This window comes from Marinobacter sp. NFXS11 (genome assembly GCF_040148675.1).
Lineage (GTDB): Bacteria > Pseudomonadota > Gammaproteobacteria > Pseudomonadales > Oleiphilaceae > Marinobacter.
In genome coordinates this window covers 1,848,677-1,864,188 of sequence record NZ_JAGDDV010000001.1, presented here as the reverse complement: position 1 = coordinate 1,864,188, position 15,512 = coordinate 1,848,677, and the positions used below count along the sequence as shown (strand labels likewise).

The window sequence follows — 15,512 nt, the reverse complement described above, 5'->3', positions numbered from 1 at the left end:
CAGCCATCCATCAGTGGGGAGGTCAAAAGTAATTAAAGGTGTGTGTTCTTATGTCGAAACCATATTTCTATATTCCTAAGAGTGCTTTAGATTCGAAGATGGATAGTCCAAAGCTTTGGAGGTTTTGGATTGGTTTCAGGGTACATACAGGGAAAATTCATGATAGCTACAAAAAAACAATTTGCGAGGAAACCGCTTGCCATGGCGGTGATGTGTTCAATCGTAGGGTTGTCGCAAGCAGCGCTTTCAGCAACTGTGGAGAACGTAAATACCGATAACCTCTCGGTTTCGCCGATTGAGGGAAAGACGCTGGTTTATACCGATACAGAGGGTACCGCAACGTTTGGCTGGTTTGATCCGGTTAATGATAGTGGTGAGATCGGGTTGGGTCTGGCTGTATATAATGAGACCTTCAACGGAACCGTCGGCCCGGATGTGTATGCCTTTGCCGGCTGTATCATGGCGCAGCCTGACCTTGCAGTTAACTGCCAAGCACCTGGTGACTCCGGAAAGCGTTTCAAACTGAAGACAGTTGAAACCAACGGGCCCATTGACCTCGTGTTTGATGTGACCCCTGATGAGGAAACGAAGCTCTATCGGGTGATCGGGAAGTTTTCAAACCTGACTGATATAACCAATTCGGTTGATGGTGGCCTCAAAGCTTTCCGCTTTGAAACCGGTTTTGGTGTTGGTAATGATTTCACCAGCTCCGTAGCGGACGATGGTTTGGCATTCGGATTCCTGGCAGACGACTCTGGCAAGCTTTCTATCGGGCCTATTGGCAAATATCCTGGCGGTCTCTTCGGCGGCAGCAGAGTGGAAGGACTGCCGTTCTTCAGTACCAGCGTCGCAGCGTTTACTGAAGGCGCAACTGTCGCTAATGAAGATGTATTGGAAACCAGTGGCGACATACCTACTCAATATGCTGGGCTGTCCGGAGGAAACTGGCTGGCTTTGGCCAACGTTCCGACAGGGTGGTTTATTGATCACGATGGTAATCCTGCGAATGACTCCATCCTTCTGGCCTACGATGATCCTGCGACAGATGCGGAGGATTGGAAGACATTTCGTAAGGATTTTCAAAATGTCATTGTAGACACTCGGGATCTTGATGGTGATCCGCTGACGGCTGAGATCGAGATTAACGCCCAGAATTACGATCCAAATGGTGACTTTTTCGCCACCGTGACTAATGAGGCCAGCGAACTTCAAATCATTGATGTGAGTGATGTGAAGCCGCTTGTCGACACCCTGGATGAGGGCGATCCGGCGGGCGCGACTGATGATGCCATCACTCTTACACAGTTGGATGCTTCTGCGCTCTATGTGGCTGATTTCAACGGTACGGGGGCGGGCTTCAAGATTCTTGTCGATGGTGAGGCAGTAGAGGTTGCACAGTTTGCAGACTGGGCGAGCAATCCTCCTAAAGTACTGAACGCTGGCGACGATTCTCTTTACGCTACGTGGATTGCAGATGAGGGTGAAGAGGGGATGTACGAGTTAGCAGACGGGACACTCGTTACCCTGGAAGAGGTAAACGCGCTGATTATCTCGGCACCTGCTGACTATGAGCGTGTAGCGGGTTACGTACAGGGTCCGATAGAGGATCTGGCCAACGTTAACATCAACACCACCATCAGTGTGGCCGATGCTTCATCTTGGCCAACCTGTTCCGGTGACGGTAACGTAACCAACTGTACCTTCACACTGCGTGTAACTGGCTTGAACGATGCAGTGGATGAGCCGACCATACCGGTAACGCCGGTTGTACCCGAACCGGAAGAGCCCGCTGCAGCGCCCAGTAGTGGCGGCGGTACCATCTTCGGTTGCACCGCAGGCAAACCGGGTGCTCCGTTCGATCCAGTTCTGCCAGGCTTGGTTCTGATGGCGTTGGGCGGCTTGTGGGCGCGCAAGCGTCTAAGCAATGCCTGAATATCCTGCCGTTAAAAGGCGCAAATAAAAAGCGGGGCTGAAAATCAGCCCCGCTTTTTTGTGTTCCGGAACAGAAACTTCCGACTACTGGCTGTTCGAGCCTTTCATCTTATACTGCTGATTATTGCCTTTACCGTCACCCCCGGCGCCCTGTCCATTTTGCTGGCCCATACCTTGGCCGTTCTTCTGACCCATGCCCTGGCCTTTCCCCATGCCTTGCCCGGAACCCTGTCCCATCCCGTTCCTGAGTTCCACGCCACGCTCTCTGGCTCGTTCCATCATCCGCTCATGGTGAAGCTGGCGGTACTGCGCACGTTCGGCGTCGGTATTGAGGTTGCGCATGGTTGTGCGGTGTTCCTGCAGCTCTTGCTGGGTCATCAGTTCCCGTCCGAAAACCTGGTCTTCCGATTGGGCGGCAACCGGCATACTGGCCAAAGACGCCAGTAACGTGGCGCCAGCAATCAAGCTCAATGAATTTTTCACTCTCATGGTTAATCCCCTTTGTTCTATGGATATAACTAAATTATAGGCCAAGTCAGAAGTTTTGGGGTTATGAGTAGTACCTATGCATTTCCCGGCTGCATGTAGTGTCAAAAGGGTGAGTCTGCGGTTGAGAAGTGCGTTACCACATCAGATCATCAGGGATTTCGTAGCCTGCGTAAGGATCATCCTCACCCGCATCGTCCTGTTTGCGATCATGAAGTACCACCACGGCGCTCTCATCTCGCTCCATGATTTTTCGGGCAACGCCTTCAGCCACAATCTCGTAATTGTCGTTCACGAAAACAATCGCCAGGCGGCCGCGGGATAGCTGATCGACCATGGTGTCGTCCACAAAAAGCTTCTTGATCTTCTTGTCATGGACAAATTGGTAGGAGGTTTCACCCCGGCTGCGATCCAGTCGATTGGTCTCCACCAACTGACGGATCTGGGCGTGGATGGCTTTTTTCTCGGCAGCGCGCTGGCGCTCCAGATTCAGCTGCCGATCCCGTTCGGCTTTTTCTTCCCGAGCCTCGCGCGCCCGGATCTCGGCCTCGTTAACCTCGACAGCGCCCTTGGGTTGCTGCTTTCTTTTCTTCCGTTTTTCGCTGCGAATGGCCTTGGCTTTTTTCTCGTCGGCAAGGCCGGCCTTCAGCAATTGATCCTGCAGGGATGCCATCAGTAACTCCGTTCTTTCGTTGCATATTCTGGTATCATTTCGGCCTAGTATACGCCCTCATTATCGCCTTCATAACCAGCTTCCGCTGAATCCGGGATTTTCTTCTATGTCTTCTTTTAACGACTTTGGCCTGTCTACCGCCATGTGCTCGAACCTCAACCAGCTGGGGTTTGCCCAACCCACAGAGATTCAGGCGAAGGCCCTTGCCCCGGGGCTGGCGGGAAAAGACATCATTGCCATGGCCAAAACCGGAAGCGGAAAAACGGCGGCGTTTGGCATCAGCCTGGTTGAACGGCTCAATCCCCGGCTGTTTGCGGTTCAGGCGCTCGTGCTGTGCCCGACCCGTGAGCTGGCAGACCAGGTCGCCAAAGCTATCCGTGAGCTGGCGCGGGCCCGGGACAATATCAAGGTGCTGACTTTATGCGGCGGTGTTGCCATCGGTCCCCAGATCGGGTCCTTGAGCCACGGCGCCCATATTGTGGTGGGTACCCCGGGCAGGATTCAGGATCACCTGCGCAAGCAGACCCTCTCGCTGGCGCGGCTTAAAACCGTGGTGCTTGATGAGGCGGACCGAATGCTGGATATGGGTTTTCAGGAAGCGATGGAAGACATCCTGTCCCAGACTCCGCCATCACGCCAGACCATGATGTTTTCGGCGACCTGGCCGGCGCCCATCCGTGAATTGAGCAAGCAGTACCAGAAAAGCCCGGTGGACGTTCGGGCCGAGGACACCGGTGACAACCCGGACATTGAAGAGCTGTTCTACGAAGTGTCGCCACAGTCCAAATCGGATGCCATCGTGGCGCTGCTTTCCGAGCGTCAGCCCGAGTCCTGCATCGTTTTCTGCACCACTAAGCAGCAGTGCGACGACATGGCGGCGGAACTCGGTGAGCGGGGTTTCTCTGCGCTGCCTTTGCATGGCGATCTGGAGCAACGGGATCGAGATAGCGTGCTCGTGCGCTTTGGCAATCAGAGCTGCTCCATCCTGGTTGCCACCGACGTGGCTGCCCGTGGCCTCGACATAAAGTCTCTGCCTCTGGTGATCAACGCCGAGCCTGCGCGGGATCCCGAAGTTCATACCCATCGGATCGGGCGCACCGGCCGGGCAGGGGAGCAGGGTCATGCCGTTACCTTCTGCACGCCGGCCCAGGGGCACAAGATTACCCGCATTGAGTCCGAAAGAGGCCGCAGCGTGACATGGGGAGACACGGAGAAACTCTTGGCGACGCCGCTGAAACCGGTCGTGCCCGCCATGAAGACCTTGTGCATTGCCGGTGGTCGCAAAGACAAGGTCCGTCCAGGCGATGTCCTGGGTGCCCTGACCGGCGAAGCAGGCCTGCCCGGCAAGGCTGTTGGCAAGATCGATCTGTTTGACCATCAGTGTTTTGTGGCGGTTGAGAAGTCGCTTGCAGGTAAGGCATTGGCCAGGCTCGAAAGTGGCAAGGTCAAGGGTCGGAAAATTCGCGTTCGATATGCCTGAATGAGAATTGCTTCGTCTGTATAAATGCGTGTCTTTTCGGGCCGTGACGCTCGGAAACCCCGTATAGATTTTTGCATTCAGGTTGCTCGGGCACCCTGAAAACGGTAAATTACGCAGGATTTTGCCCCCCGAATTGTCGCGGAAGCGTGTTAGACCTTAGTCTAACTGGTCAGTCCGGGCACAGATCGGGAGAAATATAAATCAATACAGGTAGCTGTTCGATATGAATGACCTGATGTCACAAGCCGTCGATCTGATGATTGCCGGAATGGGGTTTGTGTTCGTGTTCCTCATTATTCTGGTGTTCGCGACACTCCTCATGTCCAAGCTCATAGGACGGTTTGCGCCGCCAGAGCCGGCAACCCCGGCCAAAACGCCACGTGCCAAGCCGAAGGCGCCCGCGTCGGTTGACCCTGACACCGCCGAGGCCATCAAGAAGGCGATTGCACAATTCCGGTCCCGCCACAAGAAGTGAACCGGTAAAAGACTAGAACCTTTAAACAGAAGGCTGACACGATGACTGACACAAAGAAACCGCTGGGGATTACGGACGTTATCCTGCGTGACGCCCACCAGTCCCTGCTTGCCACCCGTATGCGGCTGGATGACATGCTGCCGATTGCCGAGAAACTCGACAAGGTCGGTTTCTGGTCCCTGGAATCCTGGGGCGGCGCTACCTTTGATTCCTGCATCCGCTACCTGGGCGAAGATCCCTGGGAGCGCATCCGCGAGCTGAAAAAAGCCATGCCCAACACCCAGCAGCAAATGCTGCTGCGTGGCCAGAACCTGCTGGGCTATCGTCATTATGCGGATGATGTGGTGGACCGTTTCTGTGAACGTGCCGCTGAAAATGGCGTTGACGTATTCCGTATTTTCGATGCGATGAACGATCCCCGTAACCTGGATCGTGCCATTAAAGCCGTTCGCAAGACCGGCAAGCATGCCCAGGGCACCATTGCCTACACCACCAGCCCGGTGCACACCATCGAGATGTGGGTAGAGCTGGCGAAAGAAGTTGCCGACATGGGTGCAGACTCCATTGCGATCAAGGACATGGCCGGTATTCTCAAGCCGTACGTGGCCTATGATCTGGTCAGCCGTCTGAAGAAAGAGCTGGATATTCCGATCCACATGCAGTGCCACGCCACCACTGGCATGTCGACCGCTACCGCCATCAAGGCAGCGGAAGCCGGTATCGATAACGTGGACACCGCGATCTCCTCCATGAGCATGACCTACGGTCACTCGCCCACTGAAGCCGTGGTTGCCATTCTGGAAGGGACTGACCGTGATACCGGCCTGGACCTGAACCTTCTCGAAGAAATCGCCAGCTATTTCCGCCAGGTGCGCAAGAAGTACGCGAAATTCGAAGGCAGCCTGCGTGGCACCGATTCCCGCATCCTGATTGCCCAGGTACCGGGTGGCATGCTCACCAACATGGAAAACCAGCTGCGTGAGCAGAACGCCAGCGATAAGTTCGACCAGGTTCTGGACGAGATTCCCAAGGTTCGCGAAGACCTGGGCTTCATACCGCTGGTAACCCCGACTTCCCAGATCGTCGGTACCCAGGCGGTACTGAACGTTCTGACCGGCGAGCGCTACAAGTCCATCTCCAAAGAAACCTCCGCGATCCTGAAAGGCGAGTACGGTGCTGCACCGGCGCCGATGAACAAGGAACTGCAGGAGCGTGTTCTGGATGGCAAAGAGCCTGTGACCTGTCGTCCGGCGGATCTGCTTGAGCCGGAAATGGACAAGCTGACTGACGAACTCAAGAAGCTGGCCGACGAGAAGGGCATCAAGCTGGCCGACAACGTCGAAGACGACGTGCTCACCTACGCGCTGTTCCCGCAGATCGGCCTGAAGTTCCTGGAAAACCGTAACAATCCGGATGCGTTCGAGCCGGTTCCGACCGCTGAAAGCGCTGCTCCGGCCGCGAAGTCTGAAGGCCCCGAGACCTACACCGTTGAAGTGAATGGCAAGAAGTTTGTGGTTGCCGTTTCCGAAGGTGGCGAGATCAGCCAGATCCAGGGTGAGGGCGGTGCGGCTTCAACGCCGGCTGCTTCCTCTGCTCCGGCACCCGCAGCGGGTGAAGGCGAGCCTGTGGTTGCACCGTTGGGCGGCAACATCTTCAAGGTCCTGGTTTCTCCGGGTGACACCGTGGAAGAGGGCGATGTGATGATTATCCTCGAAGCCATGAAAATGGAAACCGAGGTTCGCGCGCCGAAAGCCGGCACTATCGGCGAAGTCTTCATCAAGGTCGGTGATGCCGTCTCCCCTGATGATGAAATGCTGACAATCGCATAAGGGCCAGCATTCCATGGATAAATTAATGACGCTCTGGACAGGCAGTGGCCTGTTCAACATTGAGATCGGCCAGGTGATCATGATCGCCATCGGCCTTCTTCTTCTGTTCCTTGCCATTCGCAAGGGATTTGAGCCATTGCTTCTGGTACCCATCGGGTTCGGCGGCATTCTGGCGAATATTCCGGAGGCAGGCCTCGCCCTGACTGCGGCGGAAAATGCCATCCACTTTGCCCTGAAGAATGAGGCGGGCCAGATACTGGCTGCCCTTGCAGCACCTCTGGATGTGGCCTACCAGGCCGGCCAGGCAGTAACACCCGAGCTGAAAGAAGCCTTCAAGGTGGCTGTAAAAGAAGCCAGCTACTCCGAAATGGCGATGGCCAACTCCCTGGCCCAGGATTTCGGTTACGGCAATGGCATGCTGTATAACTTCTACTCCGTAGTTATCGGCAGTACCGTTGGCCCGCTGTTGATCTTCATGGGTGTGGGTGCGATGACCGATTTCGGTCCGTTGCTGGCTAACCCCAAGACGATGCTTCTGGGTGCTGCAGCCCAGTTCGGTATCTTTGGTACCGTTATCGGTGCTGCGCTGCTGGACTGGACCGGTGTTCTGGATTTCAACATTCTGGAAGCGGCCGCTATCGGTATCATCGGTGGTGCTGACGGCCCAACCTCCATCTATGTTGCCAGCGTTCTGGCGCCGCATCTGCTGGGTGCGATTGCTGTCTCTGCCTATGCCTATATGGCGATGGTGCCGATGATTCAGCCGCCGATCATGAAGGCGCTGACCTCTCCTGAAGAGCGCAAGATCAAGATGACGCAGCTGCGTCCGGTCAGCAAGAAAGAGAAGATCGTCTTCCCGCTGGTGGTTCTGATTGCGGTCGTTCTGTTCCTGCCGGATGCGGCACCGCTGCTTGGTATGTTCTGTTTCGGTAACCTGATGCGCGAGTGTGGCGTGGTGGAGCGCCTGAGCGACACTGCCCAGAACGCTCTGATCAACATCGTGACCATTTTCCTTGGCCTGTCCGTTGGTTCAAAACTGATGGCAGACAAGTTCCTGGACGCCCAGACCCTGGGCATCCTGGGCCTGGGTATCGTGGCCTTCGGTGTGGGTACCGCCTCGGGTGTTCTGATGGCGAAGCTGATGAACAAGCTGAGCAAAGAACAGATCAACCCGCTGATCGGTTCTGCCGGTGTATCTGCGGTGCCGATGGCAGCGCGGGTCTCCAACAAGGTGGGCCTGGAAGCCAATCCGCAGAACTTCCTGCTGATGCACGCCATGGGCCCGAACGTGGCCGGCGTTATCGGCTCTGCGGTTGCTGCTGGTGTGATGATCAAGCTCCTGAGCTGATCCTCTTGCCGCAGTACCGAAAACCCCGCCTTTGGGCGGGGTTTTTTTGTGGCTAATGGAAATTCCTGGAATGAACGGGCAACGACTTAATCAGGTGGCTGAGGTCCGAAAGTCGTCCCGCCATCACATGGACAATGTCCCCCTGCCGCTCCAGCACTCCCTTTACATGCAGTAATCGGGCAGTCAGTAACGGCTTCCGCTGCCGCCGTGCCGTTTCCAGCCATACCACCACATTTACGTTCCCGGTTTCGTCTTCCAGGGTGACGAAGGTAACGCCGGAGGCGGAGCCAGGGCGTTGGCGGCCGGTGACAAGGCCGGCGACCTGGACAGGGATGCCGGCTTTGGTGGCTTTCAGTTGTTCGGCACTGAGGCAAAACTTCAGATGGCCCTGTTCCCGCAGTAACGCCAGGGGGTGACGTTGCAGGGTGAGGCCTTGGCTGGCGTAGTCTGCCAGCACGTTCTGGCCTTCGGAGGGTTCCGGCAGTTGCTGGCAATATTCCGGCTGATAGTCGACAGCGGCCTCTTCGGCGAACAGTTCGGTGGGCTGTTCGTGGTCGAGCAGCTGCCAATAGGCCTGGTGGCGATTTGCGGTGAATGCTGGCATGGCGTTGGCGCCGGCGAGCAGTTCCATATCCCGTTGGTTCAGGGTGGCCAGGCGGCGAAGTTCGCTGGCAGAGCGGTAGCCGCCTGCTGGTCGGTTCTGGTGGATGCGCTCGGCGCCACTCACGGACAGGCCCTGGATGATTCTCAGGCCCAGGCGCAGATGGCGGTCTTCGCCTTGCAGGGTGTGGTCCCACTGGCTGGCATTCACATCCGGTGGCAGTACGGTGACATTGTGGCGCCGGGCGTCCTGCACCAGTTGTGAAGGGGAATAAAATCCCATGGGCTGGCTGTTGAGCAGGGCGCAGTAGAAAGCCGCCGGATAGTGCCGCTTGATCCAGGCGGAGACATACACCAGCAGGGCAAAGCTGGCGGCGTGGGATTCGGGGAAACCATAGCCACCGAAGCCGCAGATCTGCTGGTACAGCCGCTCGGCGAAATCGGCATCGTGACCACGCTCGAGCATACCGGTGACCAGCTTTTCCCGGAACGGGGTCAGGTCGCCGTGGGATTTCCAGGCCGCCATGGCCCGGCGCAACTGGTCGGCTTCGCCGGCGGAGAAGCCGGCCGCCACCATGGCCAGTTTGATCACCTGTTCCTGGAAGATGGGCACGCCAAGCGTGCGCTCCAGCACCTTGCGCACAGCATCGTTCGGGTAGTCCACCGGCTCCAGGCCGTGCTTGCGGCGCAGGTACGGGTGCACCATGTCACCCTGGATGGGGCCGGGCCGCACGATGGCCACCTCGATCACCAGGTCGTAATAGGTTTCCGGCTTCAGGCGGGGCAACATGTTGATCTGGGCCCGGGATTCCACCTGAAAAACGCCGATGCTGTCGCCTGTCTGAAGCATGGCGTAGGTGTCACGGTCTTCCTGGGGAATGTCCTGTATCCGGAAAGGCTGGCCTTTCTCTTCGCTGATCAATTCCAGCGCTTTTCGAATGGCGGAGAGCATGCCCAGGGCCAGCACATCCACCTTCATCAAGCCCAGACTTTCAAGATCGTCCTTGTCCCACTGGATCACGGTGCGGTCGGCCATGGCGGCATTTTCCACCGGCACCAGTTCGGCCAGTGGCCCGGCGCTGATCACGAAACCGCCCACGTGCTGGGACAGATGCCGTGGGAAGCCCAGCAGGGTATTAACCAGGGTAAAGAACTGGTCCGCCACCTGTGGGTTGCGGGTAATTTTCTTGTCGAGAATCTGCTGGCGCCAGTTGGTGGCCTTGTCCCGCCAGTCGATGCCTTCCAGCAGCTGTTCCACCAGGGCCGGATCAAACCCCAGGGCCTTGCCGACATCCCGAATGGCGCTCTTGGGCCGGTAACGGATCACCGTGGCAGCCAGGGCGGCGCGCTCACGGGTGTAACGCCGGTAGATATACTGGATAACTTCTTCGCGCCGCTCGTGCTCGAAATCCACATCGATATCGGGCGGTTCGTTCCGGTCTTTGGAAATAAACCGCTCGAACAGCAGTTCCACCCGGGCCGGGTTCACCTCGGTGATGCCCAGGCAATAACAAACCGCAGAGTTGGCCGCCGAACCCCGGCCCTGGCAGAGAATCCCACGGCTGCGGGCAAAGTCGACAATATCGTGGATGGTGAGGAAGTAATGCTCGTACTTCATCTCCGAGATCAGGCCCAGCTCCTTGCGGATCAGGCTCTGAACCTGCAGTGGTGTGCCATCCGGGTAACGCCGGCGCTCGCCTTCGCGGGTCAGCCGTTTCAGGTAGCCAGCCGGAGTCTTTCCCTCCGGCACCAGATCTGGCGGGTATTCATAGCGCAGGCTACCGGGCTCGAAGGTGCACTGGCTGGCAATGGCCAGGGTTTCATGCAGCCAGGCTTCCGGAAACAGCCGTTGCAGAACGGGCAGGGGGCGCAGGTATCGCTCGCCATTCTGGAACAGGCAGTGGCCGGCATTTTCCAGATTGGTGTGGTTGCGCAGGGCGGCGAGCACATCCTGCAGGGGCTGGCGTTCCCGGCTGTGCATGTGCACCTCGCCCACGGCAGCAACGGGAATGCGCAATTGATCGGCCAGCCAATGTATCCGCGCCAGCCGTTGCTCCTCGCCGGATTCCAGGGTACGGGCTGCGGCAATCCAGATCCGGGGGTCAAACAGGCGGGCCAGCCACTCGCCGCAGGCCAGCACCTGATCGGAATCCGCCTCGGTAGGCGATGGGGGCAGCCACAGGCACAGGCAATCATCCAGGGTGTGGGTTTCAATGTCCCGGTAAAACAGCTGGTAATGGCCTTTCTCAGCCCGGCGACGGCCGGTAGTGATCAACTGGCAAAGCTGGCCATAGCCTTTGCGCGTGCGGGCCAGAAGGATAAAGCGAGGCTGAGTGGCACCGGCGGGCGAATCCGACAACTCAAACCAGCTGCCGGTAATGAGTTTTACCGGGCTTTCTGCCAGCGCCGCCCAGGCCCGGGGGATGCCGGCAACGGAGCAGGCATCGGTGATGGCCAGAGCGGTGTAACCCAACTCGTGCGCCCGCTCAGCCAACTCGTGAGGATGAGAGGCCCCGGTCAGGAAGGTGAAATTGCTGAAGCAAAACAGCTCTGCATACTTTTGCCCGGACATCAGCCAAACCACCCATGCACAAACCAGCCTTCCCGGGCATCCCGGAAGACCCAGGCCAACTGGCCGCTGCTCAACTGGGCAATGTAATAATCCCGGTGCACGCGCTGGCCATCCCACCAGCCACCGCTGATGCGCTCAGGCCCGGAAAACCAGGTAACGGGCGCCTCGGTCAGCGGTTGCGGGCCTTTCAACAACCAGAGCGGCCGTCTGGGCAGCTCTGCTGCCGGTACTAGCGGCGTTCCGGTTTTACGCAGAACTTCCGAGGCCGACCAGGCCCGTTCGGGACGATGATCCGCCTGTGGCGAGAGCTGCCTGAGAGCCTGATCGCCCAGACGCGCCTGCAGCCGGCTGATCAGCGTATGCCAGGCTTCATTCAGATCCTGGGTTTCACCCAGCAGATCCTGCCCGGAGGGTGCTTCCCGTGACAGGAAACATTTCACCAGCAAAACCATGGAGATAACCGGGGCGCTCAGGGAATGTTGCTCCAGCCGCAGGCGAACCAGGTTCAGGAAATGATCGGCCCGGTGCTCCGGCCCGGATGTGCGAATCTGCAGCCGGGTTGGTTCCGCGTGCCGGTGCTTCAGAACCAGCCGCAGGCTGTCGGTATCCTGCTGGCGCCAGCACAGATCCTCTTCCAGTTCGGCAAGCATGCGCTGGAGCGGAAAAAGCAGCCCCTGGGTATGTTCTATTTCCTGCACAAAATCCGCCCGTTGCCGGAACGAGTGGGGTGGCTGCCAGGGCGTGCGGGGATCTGGCCGGGTACCCTGGATTCTCTGGATGTAAGCCAGCAACTCCGGAGACAGGCGCCGCGCCAGTTCACCGGGCGGTAAATCAAACACCTCCCCCAGCGTGTTCAGCCCCAGGCGCTGCAGACGGGTGCTGGCCTTCTCGTTGAATTCCGCTGCCAACAGCGGCATCTGGCTCAGGCTTCGAAGAATGTGGCCCTTGTCTGCCGTGCATTCCCCCTTGCCGGCGCGGGCAATCAACCGGGCGGCCAGAGGGGTATAGCCAATACCGATCCAGGCATTCAGCTGGCGCTCATTCAGCCCTTGTTCCACGGTTTGCCAAACGGCGGGCAGCCCGCCATACAGTTTTTGAAGGCTGCCAATCTCGGCCAGTAGACCATCGGGCGGCACCAGCACAATATGGGCAGCATAGCGGTATAGCCAGCGAGCCTGATCTTCCAGAATCCTGGCCTCCTGGGTTTCATCGGCCCGCACCATGCCCAGATCCGGCGCCAGGCTGATGGCGGTTTTCAGGCGCATGCCGCTGCGAATGCCTTGGCTCCTGGCTTCGGGGCAGGCCTGGATCACCTTCTGGCCAGAGCCTTCAACCACCACCAGGGCGCCCTCATCTTCACGGGTGCGCCGAATATGGTCCAGCACCAGGTGCGGGAAATGCAGATACAGCCAGAGCATGGAGCGTTATTACCCGGTTGAACCCGACCATGGGCCCCGGACAACCCGGGTGGTTTCACGGAAGGAGAGATCGGCCCGCTGGGCCATGGCCAGTGAACAGCGCTGCCCGGGCCAGCTACCCCGGCGCTTGAGCACATTCACCTTGAGATCCTGCTGCTCCCCCGGTTCCAGTTCCAGCCGCAGGGCAGCGGGAGAATTCTGCTCGGCGTAGCGCCGTTCCCGGAACAGTACACACACATTGCTACCAGCTTCGGCCGCCAGTTGCAGGCGGCGGACTTCCCGTGAGGCCAGCTTTCCCGGCCAGGCCATCACCAGCCCGGTGACCGGTGAACGCAGGCAGTTCTCAAGGGTCCACAGAAAGTCGCCCTCATCCTCTGTATGGATCAGCACCACCTGGTCCAGATTCACGCCTTCCCGGGCCAGGGCAGGGGCATAGGGCGTGTGCGGCGGGTTCAGCCAGAACACGCTTCTGCCCTCTTCGCACACCCGTTGCATAAGCGGCAGAAGCAAATGCAGCTCACCAATACCCGGGGCATCCAGAAGGCACTCGCTCAGGGCGCCTCGGGGCCAGCCCAGGCCACCGAGCTGGTTATCCAGCACTTGGTAACCGGTTGATTCCGCAGGCTGTGTGGTCTGGGTATGGCGGTGCCCCTGCCAGACACGGGCATCCTGCATCAGCGTGTTCAGAAGCTCGCTCATGATGAAAACTCTCGAAATACTGTTTAAATATACAGTATTCGGAAAGTCACCGGATTTCAAGAGAAGGGTTGATAAAGCGAAGGGCACGACCCACGCTTGTAGTACAGCCATCAACCATGGAGGTTGAAATGAGTGACCTGAGAACACAAAGCTGTGAAGCCTGCAGCCCGAACGCAGCCAAAGCGACTGAGGAAGAAAAGCAGCAGCTGCATAAAGAGGTTCCAGACTGGGAAGTTCTGGAAATTGACGGGGAAGAACAGCTTCATAAGGTCTACAAACTTAAAAACTTTGTGAAGGCCCTGGAGCTCACCAACAAGATTGGCGAACTTGCCGAAGAAGAAGATCACCACCCGGTGGTTGTTCTGGAGTACGGCAAAGTCGCAGTGAGCTGGTGGAGCCACGAAATCGGCGGCCTGCACAAGAACGACTTTATCCTGGCAGCTAGAACCGACGCTGCTTTCAACGACATGCAATAATCCCAATCGCGGCGGAACCCGGTTTCCGTCGCGCGCCTTCCAGACCGGAGACCACCAAGCGAATGGTTGAAAACCGCACCGATAACCCCCTGACCCTGAAGCTCGGCAGGGAAGAGCTCATCATCCGGCGCCGCTACGAAGTGGTCAGCATCATCAACGACTTTTTCATCGCCATCTGGTTTCTGGTGGGGAGCATCCTGTTTCTGTTCCCGGAATACGAGAAAGCGGCCATCTGGCTGTTTATCATTGGCAGCTTCCAGTTCCTGATCCGCCCCACCATCCGGCTTATCAGCCACATCCACGTTAAGCGAATTCCAGCCAGTAACTGGGAGAGTTAGAAGCCTTCGTCAACCGGGCTGCGAACGCCAAAACCGCCCTTGCGAACGACATGGGTGTAGATCTCTGTGGTGCGCAGATCCGAGTGGCCGAGTAGCTTTTGGATAGTGCGGAGGTCATAGCCTGCCTCAAGCAAACGTGTGGCAAAACTGTGACGAAAGGTATGACTACCCGCGAGTTTGCGGATACCTGCCGCCTGAATAGCCCGGCGAAAATGCTTCTGAACAGTTCGGTCGAGCAAGTGATGCCGCCGGCGAATGCCAGAGCGAGGATCTCGCGAAAGCTCCTGCGCTGGAAAGATATACTGCCAGGCGGGCTCTTGGCTGGCGCTTGGATATTTGCGGTCCAAGCCTGCTGGAAGATAAACCGAGCCGAACCCCTTCAAGAGATCCGCCTGATGTAAATACAGCGCGGAATCGATCTGTTGCTTTAACGGTTCGACGAGGCGATCCGGTAGCAGTGTAATTCGATCTTTAGAGCCTTTGCCGCCTCGAACAATCAACTGTTGCATATCAATATCAACATCTTTGACTCTTAGACGCAGGGCTTCGTTGATACGCAGACCAGAACCATAGAGGAGCATGGCAACAAGCTTGTAATCTCCGCTCAGGTTGCGAATTACAGAGCTGGCTTCTTCCTTACTGAATACCGTTGGGAGCTTTGCCGGCTTTCTGGACTGTTCGAACTTCAGGTCGTCCAAAGGTTTGCCAAGGAATTCACGGTATAAAAACACCAATGCGTTCAGCGCGACTCTCTGGGTAGAGGCGCTTGCATTTGCCTGCAAAACCAGATGTGAGAGAAACGATTCGACTTCTCCAGAGCCCATGGCTTCAGGGTGCTGGAGGCCGTGGAAACGGATGAAACGTTTAATCCAGAACAGATAGGTTTTCTCTGTTTTATATGCCAAGCCTCGCAGGCGTATAAAGCCTCGAACTTTGTCTAAAAAACGGGTCGGTTGTGCAGGTAACGGGGTGGGGATATCCATATCCATTCATCCTTGAATGCTGTTTTTATATACAGTACTTCGGTTTGGGTTGAAGTCAAGAGAGTGATGTTGGTGGAGTTATACGAACGTGTTCGCAAAACCCCAAAAATCACATGAGAAATGACGGTAACTATCTGATAGGGTTGAGAAGTTAGAAAAGGAATGGCGGAGTTATACGCCTATGGCGGGAGCAGGAGTGGCTC

At 57.3% G+C, this 15,512-nt stretch carries 13 protein-coding genes; 7 read left to right on the top strand and 6 right to left on the bottom strand.

What is annotated here, in order from left to right; translation table 11 throughout:
* The first annotated feature begins 159 nt into the window (after window positions 1-159).
* Complete coding sequence (locus tag J3362_RS08710; protein WP_349519155.1) at window positions 160-1,932, top strand: choice-of-anchor F family protein; 1,773 nt, start codon at window positions 160-162, stop codon at window positions 1,930-1,932.
* Window positions 1,933-2,016: 84 nt separating this feature from the next.
* On the opposite strand, the gene J3362_RS08705 is transcribed toward J3362_RS08710, so the two are convergent.
* Both J3362_RS08705 and J3362_RS08700 read right to left on the bottom strand, forming a co-directional pair.
* On the bottom strand, window positions 2,017-2,421 hold the full coding sequence (locus tag J3362_RS08705; protein WP_349519154.1) for a hypothetical protein: 405 nt from the start codon (window positions 2,419-2,421) through the stop codon (window positions 2,017-2,019).
* 133 nt (window positions 2,422-2,554) lie between these two features.
* Window positions 2,555-3,091, bottom strand: coding sequence for a DUF2058 domain-containing protein (locus J3362_RS08700; protein ID WP_349519153.1), 537 nt, complete (start codon window positions 3,089-3,091; stop codon window positions 2,555-2,557).
* 106 nt (window positions 3,092-3,197) lie between these two features.
* On the opposite strand from J3362_RS08700, the gene dbpA reads away from it, so the two are divergent.
* From dbpA to J3362_RS08680, 4 genes are all read left to right on the top strand, one after another.
* A complete protein-coding gene (dbpA, locus tag J3362_RS08695; RefSeq protein ID WP_349519152.1) occupies window positions 3,198-4,571 on the top strand; it encodes an ATP-dependent RNA helicase DbpA in 1,374 nt (457 codons plus the stop codon).
* Window positions 4,572-4,794: 223 nt separating this feature from the next.
* The gene (locus J3362_RS08690; protein WP_008172126.1) at window positions 4,795-5,046 is read left to right on the top strand and encodes an OadG family protein; all 252 of its coding nucleotides are present in this window, start codon (window positions 4,795-4,797) and stop codon (window positions 5,044-5,046) included.
* A gap of 41 nt (window positions 5,047-5,087) precedes the next feature.
* Entirely contained in the window at window positions 5,088-6,875 is a 1,788-nt protein-coding gene (gene oadA, locus J3362_RS08685) for a sodium-extruding oxaloacetate decarboxylase subunit alpha (protein WP_349519151.1), read from the top strand.
* A gap of 13 nt (window positions 6,876-6,888) precedes the next feature.
* Window positions 6,889-8,223, top strand: coding sequence for a sodium ion-translocating decarboxylase subunit beta (locus tag J3362_RS08680; protein ID WP_081449825.1), 1,335 nt, complete (start codon window positions 6,889-6,891; stop codon window positions 8,221-8,223).
* Window positions 8,224-8,275: 52 nt separating this feature from the next.
* On the opposite strand, the gene J3362_RS08675 is transcribed toward J3362_RS08680, so the two are convergent.
* Genes J3362_RS08675 through imuA form a run of 3 tightly spaced genes read right to left on the bottom strand, consistent with a single transcriptional unit; the run spans window position 8,276 to window position 13,512 of the window.
* Window positions 8,276-11,395: an error-prone DNA polymerase gene (locus J3362_RS08675; RefSeq protein WP_349519150.1), complete on the bottom strand. Its 3,120-nt coding sequence runs from the start codon at window positions 11,393-11,395 to the stop codon at window positions 8,276-8,278.
* The gene (locus J3362_RS08670) at window positions 11,395-12,813 is read right to left on the bottom strand and encodes a Y-family DNA polymerase (protein ID WP_349519149.1); all 1,419 of its coding nucleotides are present in this window, start codon (window positions 12,811-12,813) and stop codon (window positions 11,395-11,397) included. Before J3362_RS08670 ends, J3362_RS08675 begins: the two co-directional genes overlap by 1 nt.
* Window positions 12,814-12,822: 9 nt before the next feature.
* On the bottom strand, window positions 12,823-13,512 hold the full coding sequence (imuA, locus tag J3362_RS08665; protein ID WP_349519148.1) for a translesion DNA synthesis-associated protein ImuA: 690 nt from the start codon (window positions 13,510-13,512) through the stop codon (window positions 12,823-12,825).
* Window positions 13,513-13,640: 128 nt separating this feature from the next.
* Between imuA and J3362_RS08660 the strand changes: the two genes are divergently transcribed.
* Window positions 13,641-13,988, top strand: a complete 348-nt coding sequence (locus tag J3362_RS08660) for a 4a-hydroxytetrahydrobiopterin dehydratase (protein ID WP_349519147.1) — start codon at window positions 13,641-13,643, stop codon at window positions 13,986-13,988.
* A 62-nt stretch (window positions 13,989-14,050) separates the two neighbouring features.
* Window positions 14,051-14,326: a YrhK family protein gene (locus tag J3362_RS08655; RefSeq protein WP_014576767.1), complete on the top strand. Its 276-nt coding sequence runs from the start codon at window positions 14,051-14,053 to the stop codon at window positions 14,324-14,326.
* Here J3362_RS08655 and J3362_RS08650 read toward each other — a convergent pair.
* Window positions 14,323-15,309, bottom strand: coding sequence for an integron integrase (locus tag J3362_RS08650; RefSeq protein WP_349519146.1), 987 nt, complete (start codon window positions 15,307-15,309; stop codon window positions 14,323-14,325). The genes J3362_RS08655 and J3362_RS08650 overlap by 4 nt on opposite strands.
* Window positions 15,310-15,512: the final 203 nt, after the last annotated feature.

Coding starts and splice junctions, on each gene's coding strand:
- J3362_RS08710 (WP_349519155.1), top strand. CDS start 160: ATGATAGCTACAAAAAAACAATTTGCGAGGAAACCGCTTGCCATGGCG.
- J3362_RS08705 (WP_349519154.1), bottom strand. CDS start 2,421: ATGAGAGTGAAAAATTCATTGAGCTTGATTGCTGGCGCCACGTTACTG.
- J3362_RS08700 (WP_349519153.1), bottom strand. CDS start 3,091: ATGGCATCCCTGCAGGATCAATTGCTGAAGGCCGGCCTTGCCGACGAG.
- dbpA (WP_349519152.1), top strand. CDS start 3,198: ATGTCTTCTTTTAACGACTTTGGCCTGTCTACCGCCATGTGCTCGAAC.
- J3362_RS08690 (WP_008172126.1), top strand. CDS start 4,795: ATGAATGACCTGATGTCACAAGCCGTCGATCTGATGATTGCCGGAATG.
- oadA (WP_349519151.1), top strand. CDS start 5,088: ATGACTGACACAAAGAAACCGCTGGGGATTACGGACGTTATCCTGCGT.
- J3362_RS08680 (WP_081449825.1), top strand. CDS start 6,889: ATGGATAAATTAATGACGCTCTGGACAGGCAGTGGCCTGTTCAACATT.
- J3362_RS08675 (WP_349519150.1), bottom strand. CDS start 11,395: ATGTCCGGGCAAAAGTATGCAGAGCTGTTTTGCTTCAGCAATTTCACC.
- J3362_RS08670 (WP_349519149.1), bottom strand. CDS start 12,813: ATGCTCTGGCTGTATCTGCATTTCCCGCACCTGGTGCTGGACCATATT.
- imuA (WP_349519148.1), bottom strand. CDS start 13,512: ATGAGCGAGCTTCTGAACACGCTGATGCAGGATGCCCGTGTCTGGCAG.
- J3362_RS08660 (WP_349519147.1), top strand. CDS start 13,641: ATGAGTGACCTGAGAACACAAAGCTGTGAAGCCTGCAGCCCGAACGCA.
- J3362_RS08655 (WP_014576767.1), top strand. CDS start 14,051: ATGGTTGAAAACCGCACCGATAACCCCCTGACCCTGAAGCTCGGCAGG.
- J3362_RS08650 (WP_349519146.1), bottom strand. CDS start 15,309: ATGGATATCCCCACCCCGTTACCTGCACAACCGACCCGTTTTTTAGAC.